Origin of the sequence: Flavobacterium sp. NRK F7 (assembly GCF_024054195.1) — a bacterium.
GTDB lineage: Bacteria > Bacteroidota > Bacteroidia > Flavobacteriales > Flavobacteriaceae > Flavobacterium.
The window spans coordinates 366466-392174 of the sequence record NZ_JAMXLB010000001.1; the positions used below are offsets into that span (position 1 = coordinate 366466).

Below are 25709 nucleotides of genomic sequence, written 5' to 3' on the forward strand. Positions count from 1 at the left end.
TGAATTCAAATATAAAAAAACTAATTCAGTTCCAAAACTTTTTTAATCATAGCATCTTCTGAAAGGAGTATCTCATAATAGCTATTATCATCGAAGAGTTGCTTTACAAATTCAGCATATAAATATTTTTTAATTTTTTCCTTATCTGAAAAATTTAAAATAATACCACTATCCGAAACATATTGTTTGAAAGCTTCTAAATAATCGTCTTTTTCAATGACCTCAGCTTTTAATTTTTTAAAATCTAATGTGTTGAAAAAAGTTCTTTTTTTATCTAGTTGCTCAAATACAAAATAACTCACTACACCCGATTGCATAATCATTAGCGTTGCTTCTTCTCCATGTTTAGCTTCAAAAGGCACAAATACATCTGGAGTAATACCTCCACCTCCATACACAATCCGACCTCTTTTGGTTTTAAATTTTAAACTATCGGCCACCTTAATACTATCCGCTTCATATAATTCTCCGCTTTGAAAACGTTTTTCAAACTCATTGAAATAACCATCAGCTTTGTCGTCATAAGGTTTTTGAATAGAACGTCCTGAAGGCGTAAAATAGCGTGCAATGGTTAATCTAACAGCTGAACCATCACCAAGAGGCATTTCGCGCTGCACCAATCCTTTTCCAAAAGAACGTCTTCCTACAATTGTCCCTCTATCATTATCCTGTATAGCTCCTGCTAAAATTTCACTTGCTGAAGCACTATTTTCATTTATAAGTACATAGACTTTCCCTTTTTCAAAATCCCCTTTAGAAGTAGCAAAAGTTTCATCTTCTGATCCTTTTTTATTTTTGGTTTTTACAATTAATTCTTTGTCTTTCAACAATTCATCGGCAATTGCAACGGCCATTTCTAAATACCCACCACCATTATCTCTCAAATCGATTACTAAATCTTGTATCCCTTGTCTTTTTAGAGATAACAAGGCCTTATGAAATTCATCATAGGTAGTTTCAGCAAATCGGTTTATTTTAATATAACCTATTTCAGCATTCACTTTTAAAGCAATATCAACACTTTTAATAGGTATAACATCTCTTTTTACTTTAATTTTTAGCTTTTCATTTGTGGTTTTCCTAAAGACTGTAATTAAAACCGTAGAACCTTTCTCTCCTTTTAGTTTGGAAAATAAGCTATCATTTTGGATTTTCTTATCAAACAATTGATAGTTATCTGCGAATAAAATTCGGTCACCCGCTTTAATACCTGCTCTTTCTGAAGGACCATTGTGAATGGGTTTTATAACCGCAACAGTATCCTTATATACATAAAAATTAACCCCAATTCCTACAAAATCCCCTTTCATGTTTTCGGTAACCGATTTTAAATCTTTTTTACTGATATAAACCGAATGTGGGTCTAAATTTTCGAGTATGCCGTTTACCGTTAAATCAACAATAGAGTCGGTATTGATATCATCAACATATTCTCTGTCGATAAAATCAATCAACTTATTCAGTTTGTTTTTTCGTGTATTCTTACTTAAAAAATCTGAATCTTGAAAAGAATTTAAATAATTCCCCAATAGCAAACCGATAGCGACTGCCATTGCAATAATAATTGGGAAATATATTTTATTAGTTTTCATTCTTTAGCTTAAATCTTCTAACAATTCTACTTCAACTCCTGCTTTCCTTAAAAAATCAACTCCTGAAGTATCTTTATATTCTTCATGATACACTACTCTCTTAATTCCTGATTGATGTATTAATTTACTACAATCTTTACAAGGCGACAATGTAATATATAAAGTGGCATTCTCACAAGATTGTGTGGAACGTGCTACTTTTAAAATGGCATTTGCTTCTGCATGGAGCACATACCATTTCGTTAATCCACTTTCGTCTTCGCAACAATTTTCAAAACCAGACGGAGTACCATTGTATCCATCGGATATAATCATTCTATCTTTAACAATAATCGCGCCAACTTGTTTCCGTTTGCAATAAGACAATTGACCCCATTCTTTAGCGATACGCAAATAGGCTCTATCGTATTTTAATTTTTTTTGTTTCATTGTTATCTGTTCCAAATTTCACTATGAATGATCATAGGAGTAACTACACCAATAATAAATGCAGACATAACCAATGCCCAATCTCTTTTTGAAAATCTAAAGAAAGTTTGAACGATGTAGGCTAAAATCAAAACTAAAAATACCACTATAACTTGAGCCGCTTCTATTCCTAAAGCAAACTCTAAGAGCGGTAACAGTTTATCTGAAGCATTTCCTGGTAGAATGGTTTTAAAATAATTAGAAAATCCTAATCCATGAATAATTCCAAAGAATAACGTTACAATAGCTACAAATGTAATGCTTTCATTTTTAGAGGATTTACCGGCTGTAAAAAGATGAAACACAGCAGTTACTAGAATTGTAATTGGGATCAAAAATTCAACTAATGAAGATTTTACTGAAACAATTCCAAAAACTGACAACAGAAGCGCTAAAGTATGTCCTAATGTAAATAAGGAAACTAAAATTAACACTCGTTTCCAATCTTTAAAGGCATAAGGTACCATTAAAGCGATTAAAAAAAGCACATGGTCATACGCATGAATATCCAAAACATGGTTAAGACCAATTTTAAAATACAACCAAAATTCTGACATAATTATAATTTTTTTGGGGAATTCAAACTTACAATTTATTTTAGTAAAAATAACTGGCTTTAGAAAAAGCTTACTAAATTTTACGACAAATAAAGAGATACGCTTCAAAAAATATTTTTTTGCTTGTTTTTAAAGCTAAATTATATGTAATTTTGTCCAACTTTTAAAAAAAACGATATGTCATTTTCAGATTTATTTGATAACGAATTTAAAAATAGAAATAAAGGTCATTTTTCTGCTATTGTAAGAGTTGCTCTTTCTGATGGAGCTTTAACGGCTGAAGAAAAAGAATTCTTAGATAAATTAGCTACGCGTCTAGAAATTTCTAGTTCAGAATATGAAGAGATTTTAGAAAACCCAACGAAATATCCTATTAATCCTCCAGTATTACACATTAATAGACTAGAGCGTTTATATGACTTAGCACGTATGGTGTATGCAGATCATGTTTTAGGACCAAAACAAAAACAAATTTTAACTCGTTTTGCCTTAGCTTTAGGGTTTACACCAAGTAATGTAAATTATATTGTTGACAAAGCATTATCTTTATTGGTGTTAAATGTAGATTTAGACACCTTCATTTACGAAATGCAACACATGAATAAATAAATAAAAAAGCTCTGAAATTTCAGAGCTTTTTTATTATTAAGATTCTTTCATAAATGCTTCCGCTTTTTCTACCATATTTTTACTTCCACAAAAGAAAGGAACACGTTGATGTAATTCTTTAGGTTGGAGTTCCATAATTCGATTATATCCATCTGAAGCTTTTCCTCCTGCTTGTTCTGCTAAAAAAGCCATAGGATTACACTCATATAGCAAACGTAATTTTCCATTAGGCGCTTTTGAACTGGTTGGGTAAATATAAATCCCACCTTTAATCATATTACGGTGAAAATCAGATACTAAACTTCCAATATAACGAGAAGTATAAGGTCGATCTCCTTCTTCCATCTGACAGTATTTTAAATAATTTTTTACGCCTTGAGGAAAATGAATATAATTCCCTTCATTTATAGAATATATTTTACCATCAGGAGTAAACTGCATATTGGGATGGGATAAATAAAATGTACCAATTGCAGGATTTAACGTAAAACCATTTACTCCATGCCCAGTCGTATACACTAACATGGTGGATGTTCCATATATTACGTATCCAGCAGCTACTTGATTTATTCCAGGTTGAAGAAAATCTTCTAATTGAACGGGTGTTCCCATGGGTGTAATTCTTCGATACACTGAAAATATTGTTCCAACAGAAACATTTACATCGATGTTTGAAGAACCATCTAAAGGGTCCATTAAAACCACATATTTGTTATTGTGTCCTTTATCTGAACCGGCAACAGTAATAAAATCATCATTTTCTTCTGATGCAATCCCACAAACAATTTCTCTATTAATTAAGGTTTGGATAAAAGTTTCGTTTGCAAAAACATCTAGTTTTTGTTGATCTTCACCTTGTACATTTTGCTCACCAGCAGCTCCTACTATATCTACTAAACCTGCTTTATTTACTTTATAATTTACGACTTTTGCTGCTAAACGTATTGAGTTAATGATACGTGATAACTCACCTGTAGAATATTGAAAAGAATTCTGATTTTCAATAATAAATTCACCAAGGGTTCTGTTTTTTTCTTCCATTTTACGAAATCGATGTAGTTGTGTTTCGGTGGCAAATATCGGCTTTTTTATAAAATATTTAGACACAATTCCTCACTAAAATTGTTAGTTACTTTTTAAAATTTCACTTAATACATGATAAAAATACATAAATATAAAATTTTGTTATAAAACTACAAAATAACAAAAAAATATAAAATAATGTTTAATTTTGTGGCCTTAAAAATAACCTAATTTATCTTTTGTGATATAAGCAAAGTATGGTAATTTAGCTTAAAAATACAAAAATGATTATTCGAAAAGGTACGATTCAAGATATGCCAGCAGTATTGGCACTAATAAAAGAACTAGCTGAATTTGAAAAAGAACCAAATGCAGTTGAAGTTACCCTTTCTGATTTAGAACGAGATGGATTTTCAAATACTCCTTTATTCCAAACTTTTGTAGCTGAGCAGGACAATGCGGTAATTGGGGTTGCTTTATACTATTACCGTTATTCTACTTGGAAAGGAAAAACCATACACTTAGAAGATTTAGTAGTCAAAGAAGACAAAAGAGGAACTGGAGCAGGATTTGCTTTGTATTCTCAAATTATCCAACAAGGGCATAAAGAAGGTGTTAAGAGAATCGAATGGAATGTATTAGATTGGAATACCCATGCTATTACCTTTTATGAAAAAAGTGGCGCTAAAATACTTCAAGATTGGAAAGTAGTTCAAATGAATAAAGAAGGTATTGTCCATTTTATTTCCAAATTAAACAAGTAATCAACAACATATAAAAATAAAATAATTTAGGTCTTCATATGAAAATTTTCAAATTTGGTGGTGCTTCTGTAAAAGATGCAGAAGGGGTAAAAAATGTAACTTCTGTTTTAGAAAAAGTTGGTTTTAGAGACACATTAATTGTAGTTTCTGCTATGGGCAAAACCACCAATGCCTTAGAAGTAATTATTAAAAATTATTTTGAAAAATCAAGTCAATTACACCCTTCAGTACAAGAAGTTCGAAAATACCATAACCAAATATTACAAGACTTATTTGCAGATGAAGACCATGAAGCCTATTTTACTGTCAATGCGCATTTTGATGATTTAGAATACTTTTTAAGAAGTAATAAATCTCCTAACTATAATTTTGTGTATGACCAAATTGTAAGCTATGGTGAAATAATTTCAACCACAATTGTAAGCTATTACTTAAACGAAAGAGGTATTAAAAATACCTGGTTAGATGTACGTAATTTTATTAAGACAGACACTACCTATCGTGATGCTAATGTGAATTGGGAACAAACACAAAACTTGATTAACAAAAAAATTGAAAAAGATGAATTATACATCACACAAGGTTTTTTAGGATCGGATTCTAATAATTTCACTACTACTTTAGGGCGTGAGGGTTCCGATTATACGGCTGCTATCTTTGCATATTGCCTGAATGCAGAGAGTGTAACGATTTGGAAAGACGTTCCGGGAGTTTTAAATGCCGATCCACGCTATTTTGAAGAAACCTCACTTTTAAACCAAATTTCTTACAGGGAAGCTATAGAATTAGCTTTTTATGGAGCAAGTGTAATACATCCAAAAACATTACAACCGCTACAAAATAAAGAAATTCCTTTATTTGTAAAATCGTTTATTAATCCTCTTTTACCAGGCACAAGTGTTTCCAAAGGAGCAGATTTAGAGCCACAATTGCCTTGTTATATTATTAAGAAAAATCAATTATTGTTGTCCCTTTCTTCTTTAGATTTTTCGTTTATCATGGAAGAGCATATTAGCGAAATTTTTGCTTTGTTTCACGAGCATAAATTAAAAGTAAATTTAATTCAAAATTCGGCTATTAGTTTCTCCGTATGTATAGAAGATAAGTTTCACAATTTTCCAGACGTGAAAGAAATTCTAGAACAAAGATTTAAGATTGCTTTCCATGAAAATGTATCCTTGTATACTATTCGACATTTTGATACAAATGCCACCCAAATAGTTGAAACGAATAAAACGGTTTTATTAAAACAAATATCAAGAGAAACCTTACAGATTATTACAAAAGAGTAATAAGCGATACGTTTTTTTACAATAAATTAATCCATAAATACTACTTTTGAAAAATAGGAGTTATCTATTTATGATCAAAAACTGGTTTTTATGGATTTTTTGCATGTTATTTTCTGTTACTTTCAGTCAGGAAATAAAAAACCATTATCAAACCAAAAAAATCCTTGTTACAAAAGACACTATTTTCTTAGAATCAGTTAGTATTAATCCTGCTTTTTTTTCAATTAAAGACAAAAATCAAAAGAAAATTGATACAATCTATTACAGCATAAATTTTCAAAAAGCAAGTCTCATTTTTAATGAAAATTTTAATTCACAAGATACCTTAGTGGTTGAATATTTAAAATTCCCTGAATTCTTAACTAAAAAATATAGTATTTACGACGATCAAAAAGTAGTTCCCAATGAAGCTGGTGCCGTTTACACCATTAATGAGCCCAATCAAAATCGTTTTACTCCTTTTGAAGGACTAAATACATCCGGAAGCATCTCAAGAGGAATCACGGTTGGCAACAACCAAAATACGGTCGTTAACTCTAATTTAGATTTACAAATTACAGGAAAAATTTCAGAAAAAGTCAGTCTACGTGCCTCTATTCAAGACAGTAATATTCCTTTACAAGAAGGAGGTTATTCTCAAAAACTCGACGAATTTGACCAAATTTTTATCGAATTAGCATCGGATCAATGGAGTGTTAAAGCGGGTGACTTATTTTTAGAAAACAGGCAATCTCAATTCTTAAATTTCAATAAAAAAGTACAGGGTCTTTCAACTCAATTTACATTGGGAACACCTGAAAAAAAAACCACCATTTTAGGAGCAGCTGCATTAGTTAGAGGACAATATGCTCGAAGCACTTTCATTGGTCAGGAAGGAAATCAAGGTCCGTATAAACTAAAAGGAAATAACGGAGAGTTGTTTGTATTGGTGATTTCAGGTTCAGAAAGAGTCTATGTAAATGGAATTCTTTTAAAAAGAGGAGAAAACAACGATTATATTATCGATTATAATGCCGGTGAAGTTATTTTTACTTCTCTTTTTCAAATTACCTCTGAAATGAGAATCATTATTGAATATCAATTTTCAGACAGAAACTACACTCGTTTCGTAGCTTATTCTGGAGTACAACATGAACAAGATAAATTTACTATTGGCGGGTTTGTTTATTCAGAAAACGACATTAAAAATCAACCACTTCAACAAAATTTATCGGAAGAGCAAGTAATGGTTTTACAAAATGCAGGTGATGATGTTAGCTTAATGAATGCTCCCTCTGCTTATTTAGACACCTATTCAGAAAATAAAATTTTGTATCGAAAAACGCTTTCAGGAACCACAGAAATCTTTGAATTTTCAAATGATCCTAACGACGAACTATATAATGTTCGTTTTACTTTTGTAGGTCAAAATCAAGGAAATTATAGGCTTTCCAACACCAATACTATTGGTAAAATTTATGAATACATAGCTCCAATTGCAGGTGTTCCGCAAGGTAGTTATGAACCTATTATACCTTTAATTGCTCCTAACAAAATCCAAATTGCAAGTTTGCTTGGTGGCTATAATCCTTCGGAAAAAACCAATCTTGATTTTGAAATTGCCTTAAGTAATAATGATAAAAATTTATATTCTTCAATAGATGATACTGACAATCAAGGAGTAGCTGGTAAAATAGAATTGAGACAAAGACTGTTTACAGGAAGATACAGTTTAGACGGATTTGCTAATTTTCAATTTATTAATAGGGATTTCAAAACTATTGAACGTTTATTCAATATTGAATTCAATCGGGATTGGAACTTGAACACCCCTTTAGGAAATCAAAGTCTGCTGACTTCAGGTTTGCATTTAAATTTACAGAAAAATGGATTTGTAAAATACCAATTGGAAAAATTAGATTTCTCAGAAAATTTTTCAGGAAACAGACATCTTGTGGAATCATTTATAAAATTAAAAAAAACCACTATTACAACAAACTTTAGTGCATTGAAAAGCTCGAGTACTTCTTCAGAATCAACATTCTTAAGAAATCAGAGTCAGATTAAGCATCATTTCAAGAAGAATTGGATTGGTACAACTCTTCGATTTGAAAACAATAAAGAAAAACTACTACCTGCAGAAACTTTCACCAATAACAGTCAAAGTTTTTTAGAATATGGTGCTTTTGTTGGACGTGGTGATTCTACTAATGTTTATGTAGAATTAGGATATTTGCACCGAATAAATGACAGTTTACAAAATGGAAGTATTCAACGAGTGAATCAATCCAATTCCTATTATTTAAAATCACAGCTAATAAAAACAAATACGAGTAGCTTATCTATTTTTGCAAATTATCGCTTACTAGAATACGAAGATTCTCAAAAAGAAGATGAACCTTCGTTCAATTCAAGGGTTTTATACAACAATAGTTTTTTTAATAAATTACTTCAAGCTACAACTACATATGAAACTACTTCTGGAACAATAGCACAACAAGAATTTACCTATCTAGAAGTGGAACCAGGACAAGGTGTATACATGTGGAATGATTACAATACTAATGGCATTCAAGAACTACAAGAATTTGAAGTCGCCCCATTTTCAGATCAAGCAAAATATGTTCGCGTTTTTTTACCCAATCAAGTTTTCATTAGAACCCATCAAAACAAATTCTCACAATCTTTAAATTTCAATGGATTGATTTGGCAAAATGAAACGGGCTTGAAAAAGCTACTCTCTTATTTTTACAATCAAAGTTCGTTTTTAGTAGAGCGTAAAATACGTAGAGATGCAACTACTTTTGATTTAAATCCTTTTTCAAACAATGAAAATAGCATTGGCCTAAATAATAGCTTTAGAAACAGTTTGTTTTACAATAGAGGCAAGCAAAAACATTCTATGATTTACACCTATTTAAACAATAAGGTTAAAACCCTTTTAAATATTGGCGCTCAAGAAACCACTCTTTTTTCCCATCAATTACAATACAATCATTTACTAGCAAAGACATGGTTAATACAATTTCAGTCTAGCATTGGAAATACAAAAACTGAATCTGAAAATTATTCTAGCAGAAATTTTAATATTAACAGCCATACAATTTATCCAAAATTATCCTATTTATTTTCTAAAAATGCGAGTTGGGATATTTTTTACGAATATAAAAATCAAAAGAATAGCATCCTAGCATTAGAATCATTAGAACAAAACAGGATTGGAAGTTCTTTTTCCTTTAATAGTGAAAAAGGGTTTACTATTAATGGAGAATACTCTTTTTACAACAATAATTTCAGTGGCAATTCCTTATCCCCTGTTGCCTTTCAAATGCTTCAAGGTTTACAATCAGGAAAAAACAGTGTGTGGAGACTACTTGTTCAAAAAAATATCACTAAGTATTTAGACATTAATATTAATTATCAAGGTCGAAAATCAGAGACAAGTAAAACGATTCATAATGGAAATATACAATTAAGAGCCTTTTTCTAGTTATTTTTAAAAAATAAGCTTTAAACTTAGTAACTTTACGAAATTTTAATTTTATCATCTATTATAATGAGAAAATTACTAGCTATATTATTTCTTATCTTACTGAGTTTTTCTTCATACTCTCAACTTAGTAATAAACATTGGATACCTCCTTTACATTGTCGATCTAATTCTACAGTAAATGACCATTATATTTATTTATCAACACCAGAAGTCACTCCTTTTCAAGTAACAGTTACTTTAGGAAATGGCGTTCCTTTAGCAGGTTCTCCTTTTACACTATCACAATCCAATCCCGTTCGAATAACTATTGGAAATTCTCAACCTTCTATAATGTTTTTAGAACAAAATAACGTGAATACAGTTCAATCTGATAAAGGATTGATTTTACAAGCTTCTAAAGATTTTTATGTTAGCTTTAGAGTTCAATCTCAAAATCATGCAGAAATATTAGTTCCGAAAGGGCGAACAGCCCTAGGAACATCTTTTCGAGTAGGAAGTTTACCCCAATTATATGATAGTGCTATTAGAAATTTTGTAACAAGTTTCATGGCAACTGAAGATAATACGACAGTATATGTTTCTGATTACGGTCCAGGTGTTACTTTTATTACTCCATCTGGCACCACTACAGTAACTTCACAGACTTTTACTTTAAATAAAGGGCAATCTGTTGTTTTATCAGGTTATACAGATGTAATAGCCAATAGAAATGGATTTATAGGTGCTTTACTTACTTCGGACAAACCAATTGTAGTAAATACTGGTAATGCAACAGGAGGCAGTGGTCCAGACCCTGGAAATGGAGCATCAGGACAAGATTTTAATCTCGATCAAATAGTAGGATATAATAATGTTGGACAAAAATATGTTGTGGTTAAAGGAAATGGAAGTAATAATTCTGAATTACCACTAGTAATTGCTACCGTAGACAATACACAAGTATTTGTAAATGGCAACACTTCACCTATAACTACTCTTAATACAGGCGAATATTTTACTATTCCAACCAATAACTATCAAGGTAGTGGTACTAATAAAAATATGTACATAGAGAGTTCTCAACCTATTTATTTGTACCAAATTTTAGCTGGAAATCAAAATGATGCCACTTCTGGTTTAAATTTCATCCCACCTTTGAGTTGTTATTGGCAAAAAAGTGTAAACATGATTCCTGAATACAATACAATTGGCAGCAAACAATATACAGAAAGTGGCGTTATCATAGTTACTGAAACAGGATCAACGATTACAATAAATGGAACAACAACAGTTGCAACTCCGCAATCTGTAAATGGAAACACAGGTTGGGAAACCTATAGAATAGATGGTTTAAATGGAGATATAGCAGTAGAATCAACAGGTGCATTAGCTGTGGGTATTTTTGGGTCAGATGGTATTTCTGCAGGCTATGGAGGTTATTATTCGGGTTTTGGGAGCCAACCTATAGATACTTTTATAGAAGTATGTTCCAATACAACTATCGATTTATATGATGCTATTGAAGGGAATCCAATTGCAGGCGGTACATGGAATCCTGCATTAAATAGTGGTACAAATCTTTTCGACCCAAACATAGACTCAGCAGGAACTTATGAATATACGTATGACATTACGTGTGATGGCTTTACTGTAACAGAAACTGTAGCAATTACTGTAACTATTCAAACAGCACCTAATGCAGGGTTAAGCACTTCAAAATCTTATTGTACTTCTGATGCTGCTGAAGATTTATTCACGCTTTTAGGAACTTCTGACACCTCTGGAACATGGAGTTTAAATGGCACCCCTAGACCTAACGGAGTTCTTAATCCTGCAACTGATGTTTCTGGAGATTACATTTATACTATAGAAACAAATGGTGTTTGTGATGCTGTTGCCGCTACGGTTTCGGTGACTATAAATAATTTACCAGACATATTTTCTGTTCTTCCTTATGAACAATGTGACAACAATTTAGATGGAGATGATACAAATGGTTTTGCTGATTTTATTTTAAACTCTAGAAATAATGAAATTTTACAAGGTCAAGCCAATATTGCTATTACTTATCATACATTACAAAGTGAGGCAGAACTAGGCACCAATGCATTACCCAATAATTATTATTCTAATTCTAAAACTATTTATGTTCGATTAAGAAACACTATTACAAATTGTGTGGCAATAAATACAATAGATTTAATTGTACACCCATTGCCCGTCATTCAAAACAATGTTATTTTAAAACAGTGCGATACCGACAATGATGCTGTAACAAGTTTTAACTTAACACAAGCCAATACCATTATATCGACTGAATCTAATGTAAGCTTCACGTATCATACTTCACAAATAGGGGCATCTAATAACACCAACATAATCACTGATGATGTGAATTATATAGCTCCTAACGGAAGCATGGTTTGGGCAAGAATTGTAAACACTAACAATTGTTATCGCACAGCTCAAGTTAATTTAGTTGTTTCTGCTACTACTATTACTCAAAATAACAGTTTTGATTTATACGAATGTGATGATTTTATAGATGCGAATGACCCTGACAATGACGGTATAGATTATTTCAATTTGAATGATACCGCGAATCCAAATAGAGATGCAGTCCAACATTTTAAAAACCTATTCCCATCCAACCAAAATTTAACTGTGACTTTCTTTGAAAATGAAACAGATGCTTTAGCTGAAATGAATCCAATAGTAGACCTGACTAATTTCCGAAATAACATCCCAACTTTACAAACATTATGGGTACGAATTGATAGCAACTTAAATAACGAATGCTTTGGTTTAGGACCCTATTTAAATCTTCACGTTGTAGCTATTCCAGAACTAAACTTAGGCGTTGATTTTGCCCTTTGTGTGGATCCAATTTCAGGTCAAGGTTCACAAATAGTAGATGCTACACCAATGAGTCCTGGCAATTATGTATACCAATGGAGTCCAATGAATGCAAGTTTAGACAGTTTGGGTAATGAAAGTTCACAATTTTTAATAACAGAAGAAGGCACTTATTCAGTTATAGTTACAGATATTATTTCAGGTTGCTCTAATTTTGATACTATAGTAGCTACCTATTCCTCTGAACCTTCAATTTTTGAAGCCAATGTAATCAATCCTAATTTTTCATCAGGATTAGCCACCATTGAAGCATTTGCTTCTGGTGGTTTTGGAACTTATGAATACAGTTTGGATCAAATTACTTGGCAAACTAGTCCTACATTTAGCAATCTTTCAAATGGAAGCTATACCGTGTATGTGAGGGATATTTTAGGCTGTGGAATACTTTCTATAAGTAATTTATACGCTATTACTTATCCTGCTTTTTTTACTCCAAATGGAGATGGATATAATGACACTTGGAATATTGAAAATTTACCTCAAGAGTACGAAGCTAAACTCTACATTTTTGATCGTTATGGAAAGTTAATCAAACAAATAAGTCCTTATGGTGAGGGTTGGAATGGTACTTTCAATAATCAACCCCTTCCTTCTTCGGATTATTGGTTCAAACTTGAGTATAAAGAAAATGGAAATATAAAAGAATTTAAATCGCATTTTAGTTTAAAAAGATAACATGGAACCTCGTATTACAACAACTATTCAGAATCATATTGCTATCATTTCATTTTTTCATCCTGCCGGAAATTCTTTTCCCAGTTTGCAATTACAACAATTAACTCAAGAGATCAATCAAGTAGGAAAATCAGAAAATGTACATGTGATTGTTCTAAAAAGTGAAGGTGAAGGTGCTTTTTGTGCTGGAGCATCTTTTGATGAATTGTTACAAGTTTCCAATTTAGAAGAAGGCAATCATTTTTTTTCAGGCTTTGCCAATGTTATTAATGCTATGAGAAAGTGTCCAAAATTAATTATTGGTCGAGCACAAGGAAAAGCAGTTGGTGGTGGCGTAGGTTTGTTAGCTGCTTGTGATTATGTACTAGCACATGAAAATGCAGCCATAAAATTATCTGAGCTCGCTATAGGAATTGGTCCATTTGTTATTGAACCAGCTGTTACAAAGAAAATAGGCAAAACCGCAATGGCAGCTATGACATTGGAAGCTACACAGTGGAAAAGTGCAGCATGGGCAAACGAAAAAGGCTTATTTTCTCAACTTTTTTCATCTGTGGAGACATTAGATGAGACACTATTACAATTTTCAGAACAATTAGCTAGTTATAATCCAGATGCATTGTTAGAAATGAAAAAGGTTTTGTGGGAAGGAACGGAACACTGGGACACTCTTTTATATGAAAGAGCCGCTATATCTGGTCGCTTAGTACTTTCCGATTTTACAAAAAAAGCATTAGCACAATTTAAACAAAAATAAGGTACAATCAAATTAAGCTATCGAAAGGCTATTGTTGTTAAATAGCCCCGGTTGCAGCAAGTTACCTTGTAACGCGGAAAACGGGAGAAGTCGTCTACTGAAAAACAATGCGGTGCTCCTAAAAATTATAATTTTCGAGTTTTTAACCAACCCGTAATACTTAATCTTTCTCTACGAACTGGTTTTACTTCGTGTTCTAATATTTGGCTTTCAAAAACAACCATTCTCCCTTTTAGAGGAAACACATTAATGGTTTCTTTTTCTTTATAAATTGCTAATTCACCTCCGAAATCTTCGTTCCAGTCTTCTTCATTGAGATAGCAAACAATCGATAATTTTCGACTATCATCATTTTGAAATGTATCTAAATGTCTTTTATAAAATGTTCCTATTGGGTACAAAGCATAATGAAATTCTCGTTCTTGAATACCAAGAAAGCAGGTACGATTTAAATAATTTGTAAAATGTTCAATTTTATCAAAAAAAACAGCTTCTGCTTCGTTTTTTTGTGATTCATCTATCCAGGAAATAAAATCACCGCGAATAGTTTTTATAATTTGTTCATTGAACTGATTGCCAATAGCTGCTTTTTTAAATTCATCTTCTTCATATTTTTTCAATAGACTATCCCTGAGATTTTCTACTTCAACGACTGAAAAAAAATCATCAACAATACTATATTGCTGTTCTAACAGGTCTTGGATAACCTTCTCATATTTTGGAATTAAGACAAATTCGCTCATAATACTATTCAAAAAAAGTGAGCAAATATAATGCGAAAAAAGCAACAAAAAACAAGAATTAAAATTTAGTAACTTTGCAGAAATATAGGATTATAAAAAATGAGTAAAATTAGAATTACAAAACAGTTTTCATTTGAAACAGGTCATGCCTTATATGGCTATGATGGAAAATGCAAAAATGTACACGGACATAGTTATAAACTTTCTGTAACTGTTATTGGAACACCTATTACAGACACTTCTAATGTAAAATATGGAATGGTGATTGATTTTACCGATTTAAAAAAAATAGTTAAAGAAGAAATTGTGGATTTATTTGATCATGCGACTGTTTTTAATAAAAACACACCTCATGTTGAATTAGCACAAGAATTAAGCGATAGAGGCCATCATGTTATTTTAGTAGATTATCAGCCAACCAGTGAGAATATGGTAATTGATTTTGCTAAAAAAATACAAGACCGTCTTCCTGGTGGTATTCAATTGCATTCGTTACGACTTCAAGAAACCGAGAGTTCTTTTGCAGAGTGGTATGCTTCAGATAATATATAAAAAAACGAAACCCTTAAATAAAAAATATTTAAGGGTTTTTAATTTAATTATAAAAATTGATATTAACTAATTCACTATTTTTTTACAATTAAAAATTCCGAGCGTCTGTTTTGTGCATGTTCTTCTTCTGTACAATTATCTCCGCAAGCCACTTTTGGTTCGCTTTCTCCGAATCCTTGCCCAGATATTCTTTCTTTGCTTATACCTTTAGAAATAATATATTGAACTGTAGATTTTGCTCTACGATCTGATAAATCCAAGTTGTATTTATCACTACCTCTACTATCTGTATGTGACTTTGCAAAAATTATCATTTCAGGATGTTCATTCATTACAACTACTAATTTATCTAACTCTTCCGCTCCTTGAGCTGTGATATTACTCTTATTGAACTCAAAGAAAATAGGTTGTAAGATTACTTCTGTTTCGGTAATAATTGGTTTAATTGGCTCTAAATTAGCATCCACAGTTGTAGATCCGTTTGGAGAAGCTGGCATTGTAAAAATTCCATCTTCAAAACCTTCTTTAGAGATTTTAAAAGTATATACTTTATCACATTCTACTTCAAAACTTTGTCTACCAGTTCCATCACTAGAACCTGTAGTAACTAAGGAATTCGAATTATCTAAAACATTAATTAAAGCACTTTCAATTAAATTACCAGTTGTAGCGTTTTTAACTACTACAATAGCATTCACACCGCAAACTGGGCTTGCCAAATATAAGTTATCTACTCCGTCTCTATTACTAGAGAAGAATCCTATTTTTTTAGACACGTTATAACTGAAAGCAAAATCATCTTTTGCAGTATTTACGGGATCACCAATATTAACTGCATCCGTGTTTGCATTTAAGTCTGCTTCAAAAATGTCTAATCCTCCAAACCCTTGTTTTCCATTAGAAGAAAAATACAACAGGTTTTCACTTGTTATGTAAGGGAAACTTTCATCACCAGGTGTATTAATTTTATCACCTAAATTTTCAGGAGTTCCATATTCATCACCATTCACACTCACTTTCCAGATATCTTCACCTCCTAAACCTCCAGGCATATCAGATGAAAAATAAAGGGTTTTGCCATCATTACTAATACTTGGGTTACGTAGTGAATATTCCACGCTATTAATTGATAAAGGTTTTAAATCTGACCAACTTCCACCTTCTTGTTTTGTAGCTTTATATAAATACATTCTACTAAACTTAGATTTCTTATCTTCAGATTTTTCAAATTTATTTTCATTAAAGCTTTCGCTAGTAATATACATAGTATTTCCGTCAGCAGTAACAGCAGCAGGTCCATCGTGCCATTTTGTATTTACACTTTCAACTAATGTTGGTTCGCTCATTGTACCATCCTCATTATAAATTGCTTGATACAAATCTAAATAAGGTTGGTCATTCCATCCATATGTTTTTCTAGCTTCATTTCTTGCACTAGCAAAGTAGACATAATTATCATTTGAAAGAATGGCCCCAAAATCAGATTTGTCACTGCTAATCGTTGATGCTTTTACATCAAACAAAGGTCTTTTAGCCTTTAATTCCGTTAAATAATTTGGATTACTTTTAAATGCTACAGCTCTTTCATCTTTTGGTTTTAATTGAGCAAATTGTTCCATTTGCTTTTTAGCTTCATCATACTTTCCTTCAGCTTTTAACATTTGAGCATATCTATAGTAGGTTTCAGCATCTTGTTGTTTTTCTTCAACTAATTTTGCATACCATTTAATCGCTTCTGTAGTATTAAATACATTGTAATAACTGTCGGCTAATTGTTTTTGAACATAGGTGTCTTCGTATCCCTTTTCAGTCAACTTTAAATAAGCATTTGCAGCATCAATATACTCAAATCGTTCATATAGTTTATCGGCATCTTTAGTCTTTGCGTTTTGTGCACTTAGCAATCCACTAGCGATTACAAAACTTAAGGTTATATATAGTTTCTTCATGTCTTTATCGCTTTTAAATTAAAAATATCGTGGTGAACGAGATACTTTTCTTGGAAAATTCAAGTCAAATAATAAAATAATCTCGTGTGATGAGGGTGTAGTTACCTTCAAATCAGATACAATGTGATCGTATGCATATCCTATTCTTATATTAGGTGAAACTGCATAGTTAATCATGGCTCCAAAACTATCTTCAATTCTATAAGTTGCACCGATTTCAAATTTTTGATTAAACAAGAAATTAGCAGAAACGTCTAAGGATGGAGATACATCAAAAGCAGATTTCAACATAAAGAAAGGCTTGAATTTAACCTTCTCATTCAAATCAAAGACATAACCTCCTGTTAAAAAATAATGACTTGTTTCTGCTCCAAATTCATATTGAGTTCCAGAATCGTTAATCGTTAAATGTGTTTTCCTTAAAAAATTAGGAACCGATAAAGCAATGTAGTATTTATCGGAATAAAAGAATAATCCAGAACCTAAGTTAAAATAAGTATTACTTACATTTTGCCCAAAAGCTGGATCAATAATAAAATTATCTTGCAAAGAAGGATCAACGTCACTTAATAAACCAATTTTTTGCATGGTTAAACCTGCCTTGATTCCGAAGGCTAATTTATGTGTATCTCCTAAATTCAATGTATAAGAAAAATCTCCAAATACATTATTTTCCTCAACAGGTCCTAATTTATCAGATATAACAGATAATCCTAATCCTACATTTTTTCCTGTCGGTAAATGACCAAAAAAAGTAGCTGTCGTAGGTGCGTCTTCAATTTCAATCCATTGCTTTCTGTATAATAATCCCATTGAGAGACTTTCCTTTGACCCTGCATAGGCAGGATTAATTACACTCATATTATACATATATTGTGTATAGTGCGGATCTTGTTGCGCAAAAGTATCAAACGTAAAACTTAAAGCAACTATAGCAACTAGTATTAGTTTTTTCATTGTTAATATTTTGTATTTAAGCAGCTTTCATTAAAAAATGAAAGCTGCATTATTTTTATTCTCCTTTGTTGATGTAAACCCAACCTGTTACACTTTCTCTATCATAGAACTCAATAGTATAGTAGTAAGTACCAGAAGGAAGTTCATTTCCATTATCTTGTTTACCACCCCATTCATTTGTGTAATCATTTTTGGAGTAAACTTGAAGTCCATATCTATTAAATACTTCCACTTTTTTCACATTAAATGTAGAAAGATCCCAAGTATCATTATTACCATCTCCATTAGGAGAGAATCCTTTAGGTATGGTACATCCTTTAATAGTGACATCTAACGTAGTTGATGTAGCACAGAATTGAGCGTCAGGAGTAAAGGTATATGTTGCAACGCCTACAACTGAAGTATTGATAGCTGAAGGTGACCAAGTACCTGTGTAACCTTCTAAAGATGTAGAAGGTAATTCTGTCTCTAAAGAACCCGAACATAAGTCAGCTATAGGGTTAAATGTTGGCATATCCCTTGGATCAATCATTACAGATAAAGTTCCCACATCAGCACACTGACCTGCGTCTGGTGTAAAGGTATAAGTATAACTACCCGTCATAGAAGTATCAATATTTGCAGCATCCCATGTACCAGTATAACCTTCCAATGAAGTACTAGGTAAAGTTGTTGATAAAGACCCTTCACACAATGAAATTGCTGCAAACGTAGCTGTAGTTCTAGAATTGATTACCAAAGTAAAAGTTGCACTTGCTGCATTCAAACAATTACCTGGGTCTGCTATTACAGTGTAAGTAACAACATAAGAACCTGGTGTACTATTAACTACATCTATTTCTCCAGTTAAAGAATCAATACTTAATCCTGTAGTTGAAGAAAATGTTCCTCCAGTTGTAAATCCTGTTGCAGATGTATCTGGTAATAAATTACCACTATCCTCGCAAACTGGTGTTGCATAAGTGAATGTTACAATTGGATCATTAAAACTTGGCTGATCAATTGTAATTTGAAGAGGTTCAGAATAACATCCTGCAGCAGTGTCATAAGCTACTAATGTATAATCTCCTGGTACAAGATTTGCAAAAGTAGTTGTGGTTTGAGAAATATCATTTGTTCCATCGTTTAAAACATATTCATAACTCGCTACAAATAATGTATACGAACCAACAGTTGAATAATCCGCACTAGAAGTAGGGTTTGGCCAATCCACTGCATTCCAATCTGCAGGGTTCCAAACAATAGAAGGTAGTGTTGTACCTGTTGCAATTCTTTGATAATTATATCCAATACCATTTGATGGAGTAAATGGAGTACCATTGATTCCCCATACATCTAATTCTACATCTCCGATGGTTGTTAAAACAACTTGATCATTATTATTAAATCCTGAACAAGTAGTGAAAGTTAAATCTGGAACTACTCCACCTTCATTTGCACTTGAACTTAATTTAACTACAACAACATCATCGTTAGCTAAGGTTCCACTTAAAACCATATCACAACTAGCAGTAGGATTACCATTAGTATATACTTTAAGCTTATAATTACTTAAATCAACAGATGCTCCTGTACCGTTATAAATTTCAATATAAGACAATGAACCTGGCTGAGCATCAGTTACTTCAGAAATAAATAAATCAGAAGGATAATTCAATTGATTAATTAATGGAGAAGTGACCTCTACAGTACCTGTTGGAGTAGCACAAGTTGGTTGTGTCAAATCTGCCGTTGGTACTGGAACAGTAATAATAGTTATATTAGCAACAATACCAGATAAGGTAGTTGTACAACTTGTACTATTGTTAGTAATCGTAATTAACTCAATTTCTGTATCTGATACTGGAGCTGTAAGGTTAATTGTGTAAGTTCCAGAAGCATCTAATACAACTGCTGGACTTGGCGTACCATTAATAGTATAATTCACAGTCGAATTTGGAGTCCCATTTATAACAAATTGAGCATCATTACCAATACATACTAAATTATTAGTTGCCACAAAGCTGCTAATAGTTGGTAATGGTAAAATTGAAGCCGTAGCTGTATTATTTAAAGGGTTCACACAAGTTCCATCGTTAATAAGAGACAATGTTAATACTACATTGGCTGTAGGGCTTGGAACTACTATAGTTGCAGAACCATTAGCGTCTAAAGTAGTGTTTACTGTTGAACCTCCACCTATTTGATAATCTACAGTTGCGTTTGGACTACCTGTAATTGTAAAAGAAGCATCAGAACCAGGACAAAAATCTGTTGCAGCTACTTGAGTTACAAATGGTAATTGATTGATAACCACCGTATATGGAGCTGAATTTACTGCACATTGGCCTGCATTTGGCACAAAAGTATAGGTTGTTGTTTGTGAGTTATTTACAGCAGGACTCCATGTACCTGTAATTCCTTCAATTGAATTAACTGGTAAACTAAAGATTGTTCCTGCACAAAATGGACCAATTGGATTGAAGGTTGGTGTAATCGTTGGATTTACTAATGTTATATCGCTTGAATTTACAATATTACATCCATTAATTATAATATCAAAATTAGCATAAACTCCAGCATTTAATCCGTTAAGAACTATTTGACCATTTAAATTTGCGTAATAGGTTGTTGGACCTACAGCTACTGTATCATCAGTATAAGCAATAGAATAACCATCACTAGGATTTAATCCTGAAATTGTGATTGATCCGTCTGTAGCATTACAATAGGTAGGATCTTCATAAGTAAATACTGGAGTAGATTGAATTGCAAATTCTGCAGAATAATAACTGCCATTGTTATCTACTAATATTGTATCAAAGCAATCTGTCGTAGAGTCATAATCACCTACTAATTCATAATAAACATCAATACGGTAATTACCAAGAGCTAAAGTTGTTAAATCTACAACAGCAGAAATAGCATTCCATTTTTGATCTCCTGGGTCACAAGTCCCTCCTGATGGGAACGAACCTGCGTTACAATCATCTAATAAAGGAAGCGCTAAACTTGTAAATGCCCCTGGTGTTGCACTCACTTCATAAATTCTATACTTCATTTCAACTGAACATATATTAGAAGAAGTTCCTTTATGTGTTCTTAATTCTCCTCCATTTAAAATTAAACTTCCTGAATTTTGAACATATGTTCCTAAATCGGAATTAGGGAAAACATTACCTGAAGGACCAATTAAATCAGTACCATTACCCGTAACATTAAAATATTCTCCACTTCCAGTAGTCTCACAATTTTGAATATTCACTGCGGTTGCAATAATATTTAGATCACAGGCAGGTAACACGGTAATATCCATTACAAATGGCAAACCACATTGTCCAGAATCTGGAGTAAATGTATATTGTCCTGAAGTCATATTATCTACTACAGATGGTGACCAAGAACCAGTAACGCCATTATCTGAAGTTGTAGGAAGCACCGGTGCAACATCTCCAGCACATATAGGTGCAGGTTGAATGAAACTTGGTGTAACTTGATCTCTTACAATAATTTCCAAGCTTGTTGGTCTAGCACACTGACCTGGATCTGGTGTAAAGATATATTCTGTTGTTTGTGTATTATCTACGGTATCAGGTGTCCAAGAACCAGTTACGCCCTCTAATGATGCGGTTGGTAAAGTAACACTTTCACCATTACAAATAGGATCAATAGGCGTAAAAGTTGGCTCAAACTCATTGGTATAATTTAATAATACATTTTGAGAAGTAACTGTTTGCTGACCATTACATGAAGTATAAATTGCTTGAGCTGTCATTGTAGTAGAAGCATTTATACAAACATTAATGTCAGTATCTGCACTATAAAACTGACCGTCTTTTAACCAAGAAAAAGTAACATTTGGAGCTCCATCTGGAGTAAAACGCCATCCTTCATTTGAAGCAGACCACGCACCTGTATTTCTCCCTGGTGGTGTATATGCTAAAGTTCCAGCATTATTTTGAATTCCAATAACACCAACTCCACTTTGCCATGAAGTACAAGGTACTCTATTTAGAACATAAACTTCAATAACATTACTAGTCTCATACATTACGATTTGACTCGTTTGTAATGGAACATTTGTATTACAACTAAATTGAGCAACATTAGAAATGTTAAATACAAACACTCTACAAGGAGCAGAACCCAAGACTTGGTAATTTATATCTGGCATTGCTGGAGGAGTAGTAACAGCTGGATTGATATCCTGATACACTCCATAAATAGCATTTTTTATAGGAAATCCTGTATTTGGAATTTGTTGATTAAAGCTCCAATTACAAAATTGATTTGCAGTTGTAGAATTAAAGGTTACTACCCCATTTGAGCCCACACTACATTGATTATAATTAGTTCCAAAAAAACAAAAATCAAAAGGTAATGGGATATTTCCAGACCAAATATCATCGGTACTTATATTTAAAGGAGTTCCTCCTGTAAAAGGAAAAGGTGGAGCAAAAGCTATTGGGTCCACTTTATAAACGGAAGTATTTCCTGTTTGAAAGAAAGAAGCAGATAAATCCACACAGTTATCCGTTGAACAAACCTCAATAACACCGTTGTTAGCTGTATCAATTTCAACTCCTGCACATGCTTGTAAACCAGCAACTACATAAAAGTTAACAGGTATTGATGACCAGGCACTAATATTTCCTGGCCCACAAATTGCTCTTACATATACATCATAAAAACCTGCTGCAGCTCCAACTATAGTCGCTGGATTGCTATTAACAATAGTTCCAGTATCAGAAGCTGATGGTGGTGCACTCCCTGCTGGCAAATAAATTATTTCCCATTGAGTAGCAGAACCTGTTTCATTCCATCCAACAGTAAATTCGTCTTCATTGATACTAATTAAACTTAAGCTGATTGGAGCAGGACAAGCTGGTGGAGGCCCACAAGTTACACTTATATCCCATCCTAAAGCAGTTGTTGCTCCATTAGAATTAAATCTAAAAGTTAAACAACCACCTGGATGACTCGAAGTAAGATTTGGAGGAAGATTTGAACCCGAAAAAGCACCTAAAAGAGTACCTGATACGTTTGGTCCATTAAAAACCTCTAAAACATCATTTCCTGCTTGGGTATTAAAAGCATTAAAAACAATACTTACCACATTTCCAGAAGCATCTGGACAAATTGTAAAAACATTGCTTTCATCATTTCCATAATTACCTGCTGCACCTCCTGTATCATAAAAATGATCTCCAGCACAATAATCTGGAGTCGTTCTAAACGGTATTGGTCCAGACCAAACACTAGAATCTGATCCACTACAAATAGCACGCACGTACACTTCGTATTGTGTATTTGAATTTAATCCTGTTATTAAGAATGGTCTTGTTGAAGTAAGTGTACCATTAACTCCAGTTCCAGGATAACCTGTACCAGCAGGTTGCACAATAACTTCCCATTGAGTAGCACCTGCATTATCCGACCAGTTAACTGAAGCTGAGTTTGAATTTACATTGGATACAACTATATTATTAGGTTGTGGACAAGTTGGCGGTGTACATTGAGCTACACCATTAAATAATTGTGAATTTTGAGTTCCTGTTCCTGGAGGCTTTGTATAAATTACATTATTAACGGTTGGTTCAATAATAGAAACTCCAACTTGTGCTGGAGATGTTCCTGTAGGATTCCAATACAGCACAAAAGGTTGATTGTTACACAATGGAACAGAAACCTGAATATGATTTGTACCATCAGAAACTTCTGGTCCTGTTAAAACGGCAACAACAGTTCCATTTTGACTTACGTTCATTGTATTTCCTTGCCAACCATTTGATCCTGTATCCCATAGTTCAAAAATATAGTTACATTGTTCCGTTGGTAAACATAAAGTTGTCATATATGTATATGGTCCTGCCCATGTACTGAAGGTACCATCATTACAATCTGCTCTTACCCAGTATTCATAATTCGTCCCAGGTGTTAAGCCTGTAACCGTATATGCAGTATTATTATTCGTTTGTGTTCCAGAACCTGATGGAATACCACCTCCTACTGGTTGATTCACTACTTCCCAAGAAGTAGCGCCGCTTGGGTTATCCCAAGATAAATCTACGGAAGTATTACTTAAATTATTAATTCCTAAATTAGTTGGCGGAGCACAACTCTCTCTTTGAATGACCAAATTATAATTGATACTTGTTGTAACTGCTGAAGAAGACACTACTATAAAATAAGACTGTCCAGCAGTAACCGAAAAACCATTTATTTCTCTTGGTGCATTATTGGTATTAGCAACACCTGCGAGACAAGTAACCCCAATATTAGCGCAAGAACTATAAACAAATAAAGAAGAATTCCCTTCTACTGGTGTAGAAATGATACTTACATTTCCAGTAAATGTTGGTATAAATTCATATACTACATCATTCCCTGCTAAATAATTGGTAGATCCGCCAGCACAACTAGACCCTTGTGGACCATTAAAATCGTTACCATAAACATTTGTATTATCTGTAGTACTGTATGGTACGTTAGTTATTTGTATTGGGTCACTACAATCTAATCCTTGTGGTAAAGTTTGGGTATTAAAAGGGCCCACCCACGCACTTGTTACTCCTCCACTACATACCGATCTAATGTACAATTCATATGTTGTATTAGGAATTAATCCTGAAATAGTAAATGGCATCGAATTCACAATTACACCACTTCCTGTTGGTGAACCTCCATTTGGATAAATTTCTACTTCCCATTGCGTTGCAGAACCATTTGTAGTTAAACTTAATTCAACTGAAGTAGAAGTAATATTAATTTCAGACAATGGAGCTGAAGGTGGTAAACAGGCTTCAGTTAAACGAACAGCATCAATTAACCAACCATCTCCAAAAGTTGGAGTGGTAGTTCCTGTTTGAGTATGCACTTTAACAAATGCAAAATATACATTTGGAAAAGCGGCTAAAGAAGATATATCCACCACTTTTTCATTGTATTGATCATAAGGAGAATTCAATTGATTTTCATCCCAAGTTTGCAAAGTAGTAAAGCTGTTAATATCTGTTTGAGAAGTTGTAGAATATCTTAATTCAAAGATAGTTCCAGAATTTCCAACAAATTGTTGCCTCGTTTGAAAACGCAACTCAGAATTTGCATTGAGTCCTGTAATAGCTGGAGTTACCATCCATTTGTAGGAGGTATTGCCTTGTCCTACGTTTTCTCTGGCAATGTATGCAGATTGAGTTCCTCCATCTGGATACACTAACACTCCTGCTGTAGTAACATTCCAGTTGGAAGTTCCACTACCACTAGTAAACACAGCCCAACCCGTAGGGGGAAAGGTTCCCTCGAAATTCTCAGGTAATTGAGAATATCCAATAAATGTTACTAATGACATGAAAAAAAGTAATAATTTTTTCATTCTATAAGTTTTTAGTTAAAATTTGATTAATATTTCAAAGTTAACAATAAATT

At 32.9% G+C, this 25709-nt stretch carries 15 protein-coding genes; 7 read left to right on the forward strand and 8 right to left on the reverse strand.

The window, feature by feature from the left end:
* Positions 1–20: 20 nt before the first annotated feature.
* From NHF47_RS01510 to NHF47_RS01520, 3 genes are read right to left on the reverse strand one after another with little or no spacing between them, the layout of a single operon-like run.
* A complete protein-coding gene (locus NHF47_RS01510; protein ID WP_252763262.1) occupies positions 21–1592 on the reverse strand; it encodes a S41 family peptidase in 1572 nt (523 codons plus the stop codon).
* 3 nt (positions 1593–1595) lie between these two features.
* Positions 1596–2021, reverse strand: a complete 426-nt coding sequence (locus NHF47_RS01515; protein WP_140997255.1) for a dCMP deaminase family protein — start codon at positions 2019–2021, stop codon at positions 1596–1598.
* Positions 2022–2023: 2 nt separating this feature from the next.
* A complete protein-coding gene (locus tag NHF47_RS01520) occupies positions 2024–2617 on the reverse strand; it encodes a HupE/UreJ family protein (RefSeq protein ID WP_252763263.1) in 594 nt (197 codons plus the stop codon).
* Positions 2618–2794: 177 nt separating this feature from the next.
* On the opposite strand from NHF47_RS01520, the gene NHF47_RS01525 reads away from it, so the two are divergent.
* On the forward strand, positions 2795–3226 hold the full coding sequence (locus NHF47_RS01525) for a TerB family tellurite resistance protein (RefSeq protein WP_140997253.1): 432 nt from the start codon (positions 2795–2797) through the stop codon (positions 3224–3226).
* 36 nt (positions 3227–3262) lie between these two features.
* Here the strand turns inward: NHF47_RS01525 and fbp are convergent, their stop codons facing one another.
* Positions 3263–4267, reverse strand: a complete 1005-nt coding sequence (fbp, locus tag NHF47_RS01530; RefSeq protein ID WP_252763264.1) for a class 1 fructose-bisphosphatase — start codon at positions 4265–4267, stop codon at positions 3263–3265.
* 266 nt (positions 4268–4533) lie between these two features.
* On the opposite strand from fbp, the gene NHF47_RS01535 reads away from it, so the two are divergent.
* The 5 genes from NHF47_RS01535 (at position 4534) to NHF47_RS01555 (ending at position 14104) form a co-directional block, all read left to right on the forward strand.
* Complete coding sequence (locus tag NHF47_RS01535) at positions 4534–5013, forward strand: GNAT family N-acetyltransferase (protein ID WP_252763265.1); 480 nt, start codon at positions 4534–4536, stop codon at positions 5011–5013.
* 38 nt (positions 5014–5051) lie between these two features.
* Positions 5052–6305, forward strand: a complete 1254-nt coding sequence (locus tag NHF47_RS01540; RefSeq protein ID WP_252763266.1) for an aspartate kinase — start codon at positions 5052–5054, stop codon at positions 6303–6305.
* Positions 6306–6375: 70 nt separating this feature from the next.
* A complete protein-coding gene (locus NHF47_RS01545; protein ID WP_374670175.1) occupies positions 6376–9774 on the forward strand; it encodes a hypothetical protein in 3399 nt (1132 codons plus the stop codon).
* 66 nt (positions 9775–9840) lie between these two features.
* Positions 9841–13347, forward strand: a complete 3507-nt coding sequence (locus NHF47_RS01550; protein WP_252763268.1) for a T9SS type B sorting domain-containing protein — start codon at positions 9841–9843, stop codon at positions 13345–13347.
* Position 13348: 1 nt separating this feature from the next.
* Positions 13349–14104, forward strand: a complete 756-nt coding sequence (locus tag NHF47_RS01555; RefSeq protein WP_252763269.1) for an enoyl-CoA hydratase/isomerase family protein — start codon at positions 13349–13351, stop codon at positions 14102–14104.
* Positions 14105–14229: 125 nt separating this feature from the next.
* On the opposite strand, the gene NHF47_RS01560 is transcribed toward NHF47_RS01555, so the two are convergent.
* Entirely contained in the window at positions 14230–14847 is a 618-nt protein-coding gene (locus NHF47_RS01560) for a 2OG-Fe(II) oxygenase (protein ID WP_252763270.1), read from the reverse strand.
* A gap of 99 nt (positions 14848–14946) precedes the next feature.
* Here NHF47_RS01560 and NHF47_RS01565 point away from each other — a divergent pair, with 99 nt between their 5' ends.
* Positions 14947–15399, forward strand: coding sequence for a 6-carboxytetrahydropterin synthase (locus tag NHF47_RS01565; protein WP_252763271.1), 453 nt, complete (start codon positions 14947–14949; stop codon positions 15397–15399).
* 74 nt (positions 15400–15473) lie between these two features.
* On the opposite strand, the gene NHF47_RS01570 is transcribed toward NHF47_RS01565, so the two are convergent.
* The 3 genes from NHF47_RS01570 to NHF47_RS01580 are packed head-to-tail and all read right to left on the reverse strand — an operon-like array spanning position 15474 to position 25656.
* Positions 15474–17348, reverse strand: coding sequence for an OmpA family protein (locus tag NHF47_RS01570; protein WP_252763272.1), 1875 nt, complete (start codon positions 17346–17348; stop codon positions 15474–15476).
* A gap of 18 nt (positions 17349–17366) precedes the next feature.
* Positions 17367–18305 (reverse strand): type IX secretion system membrane protein PorP/SprF, encoded by a 939-nt coding sequence (locus NHF47_RS01575; protein WP_252763273.1) that lies wholly within the window; start codon positions 18303–18305, stop codon positions 17367–17369.
* A 55-nt stretch (positions 18306–18360) separates the two neighbouring features.
* Positions 18361–25656 carry a fibronectin type III domain-containing protein gene (locus NHF47_RS01580; RefSeq protein WP_252763274.1) on the reverse strand — a complete coding sequence of 2432 codons (7296 nt, stop codon included), beginning with the start codon at positions 25654–25656 and terminating at the stop codon, positions 18361–18363.
* Positions 25657–25709 lie beyond the last annotated feature (53 nt).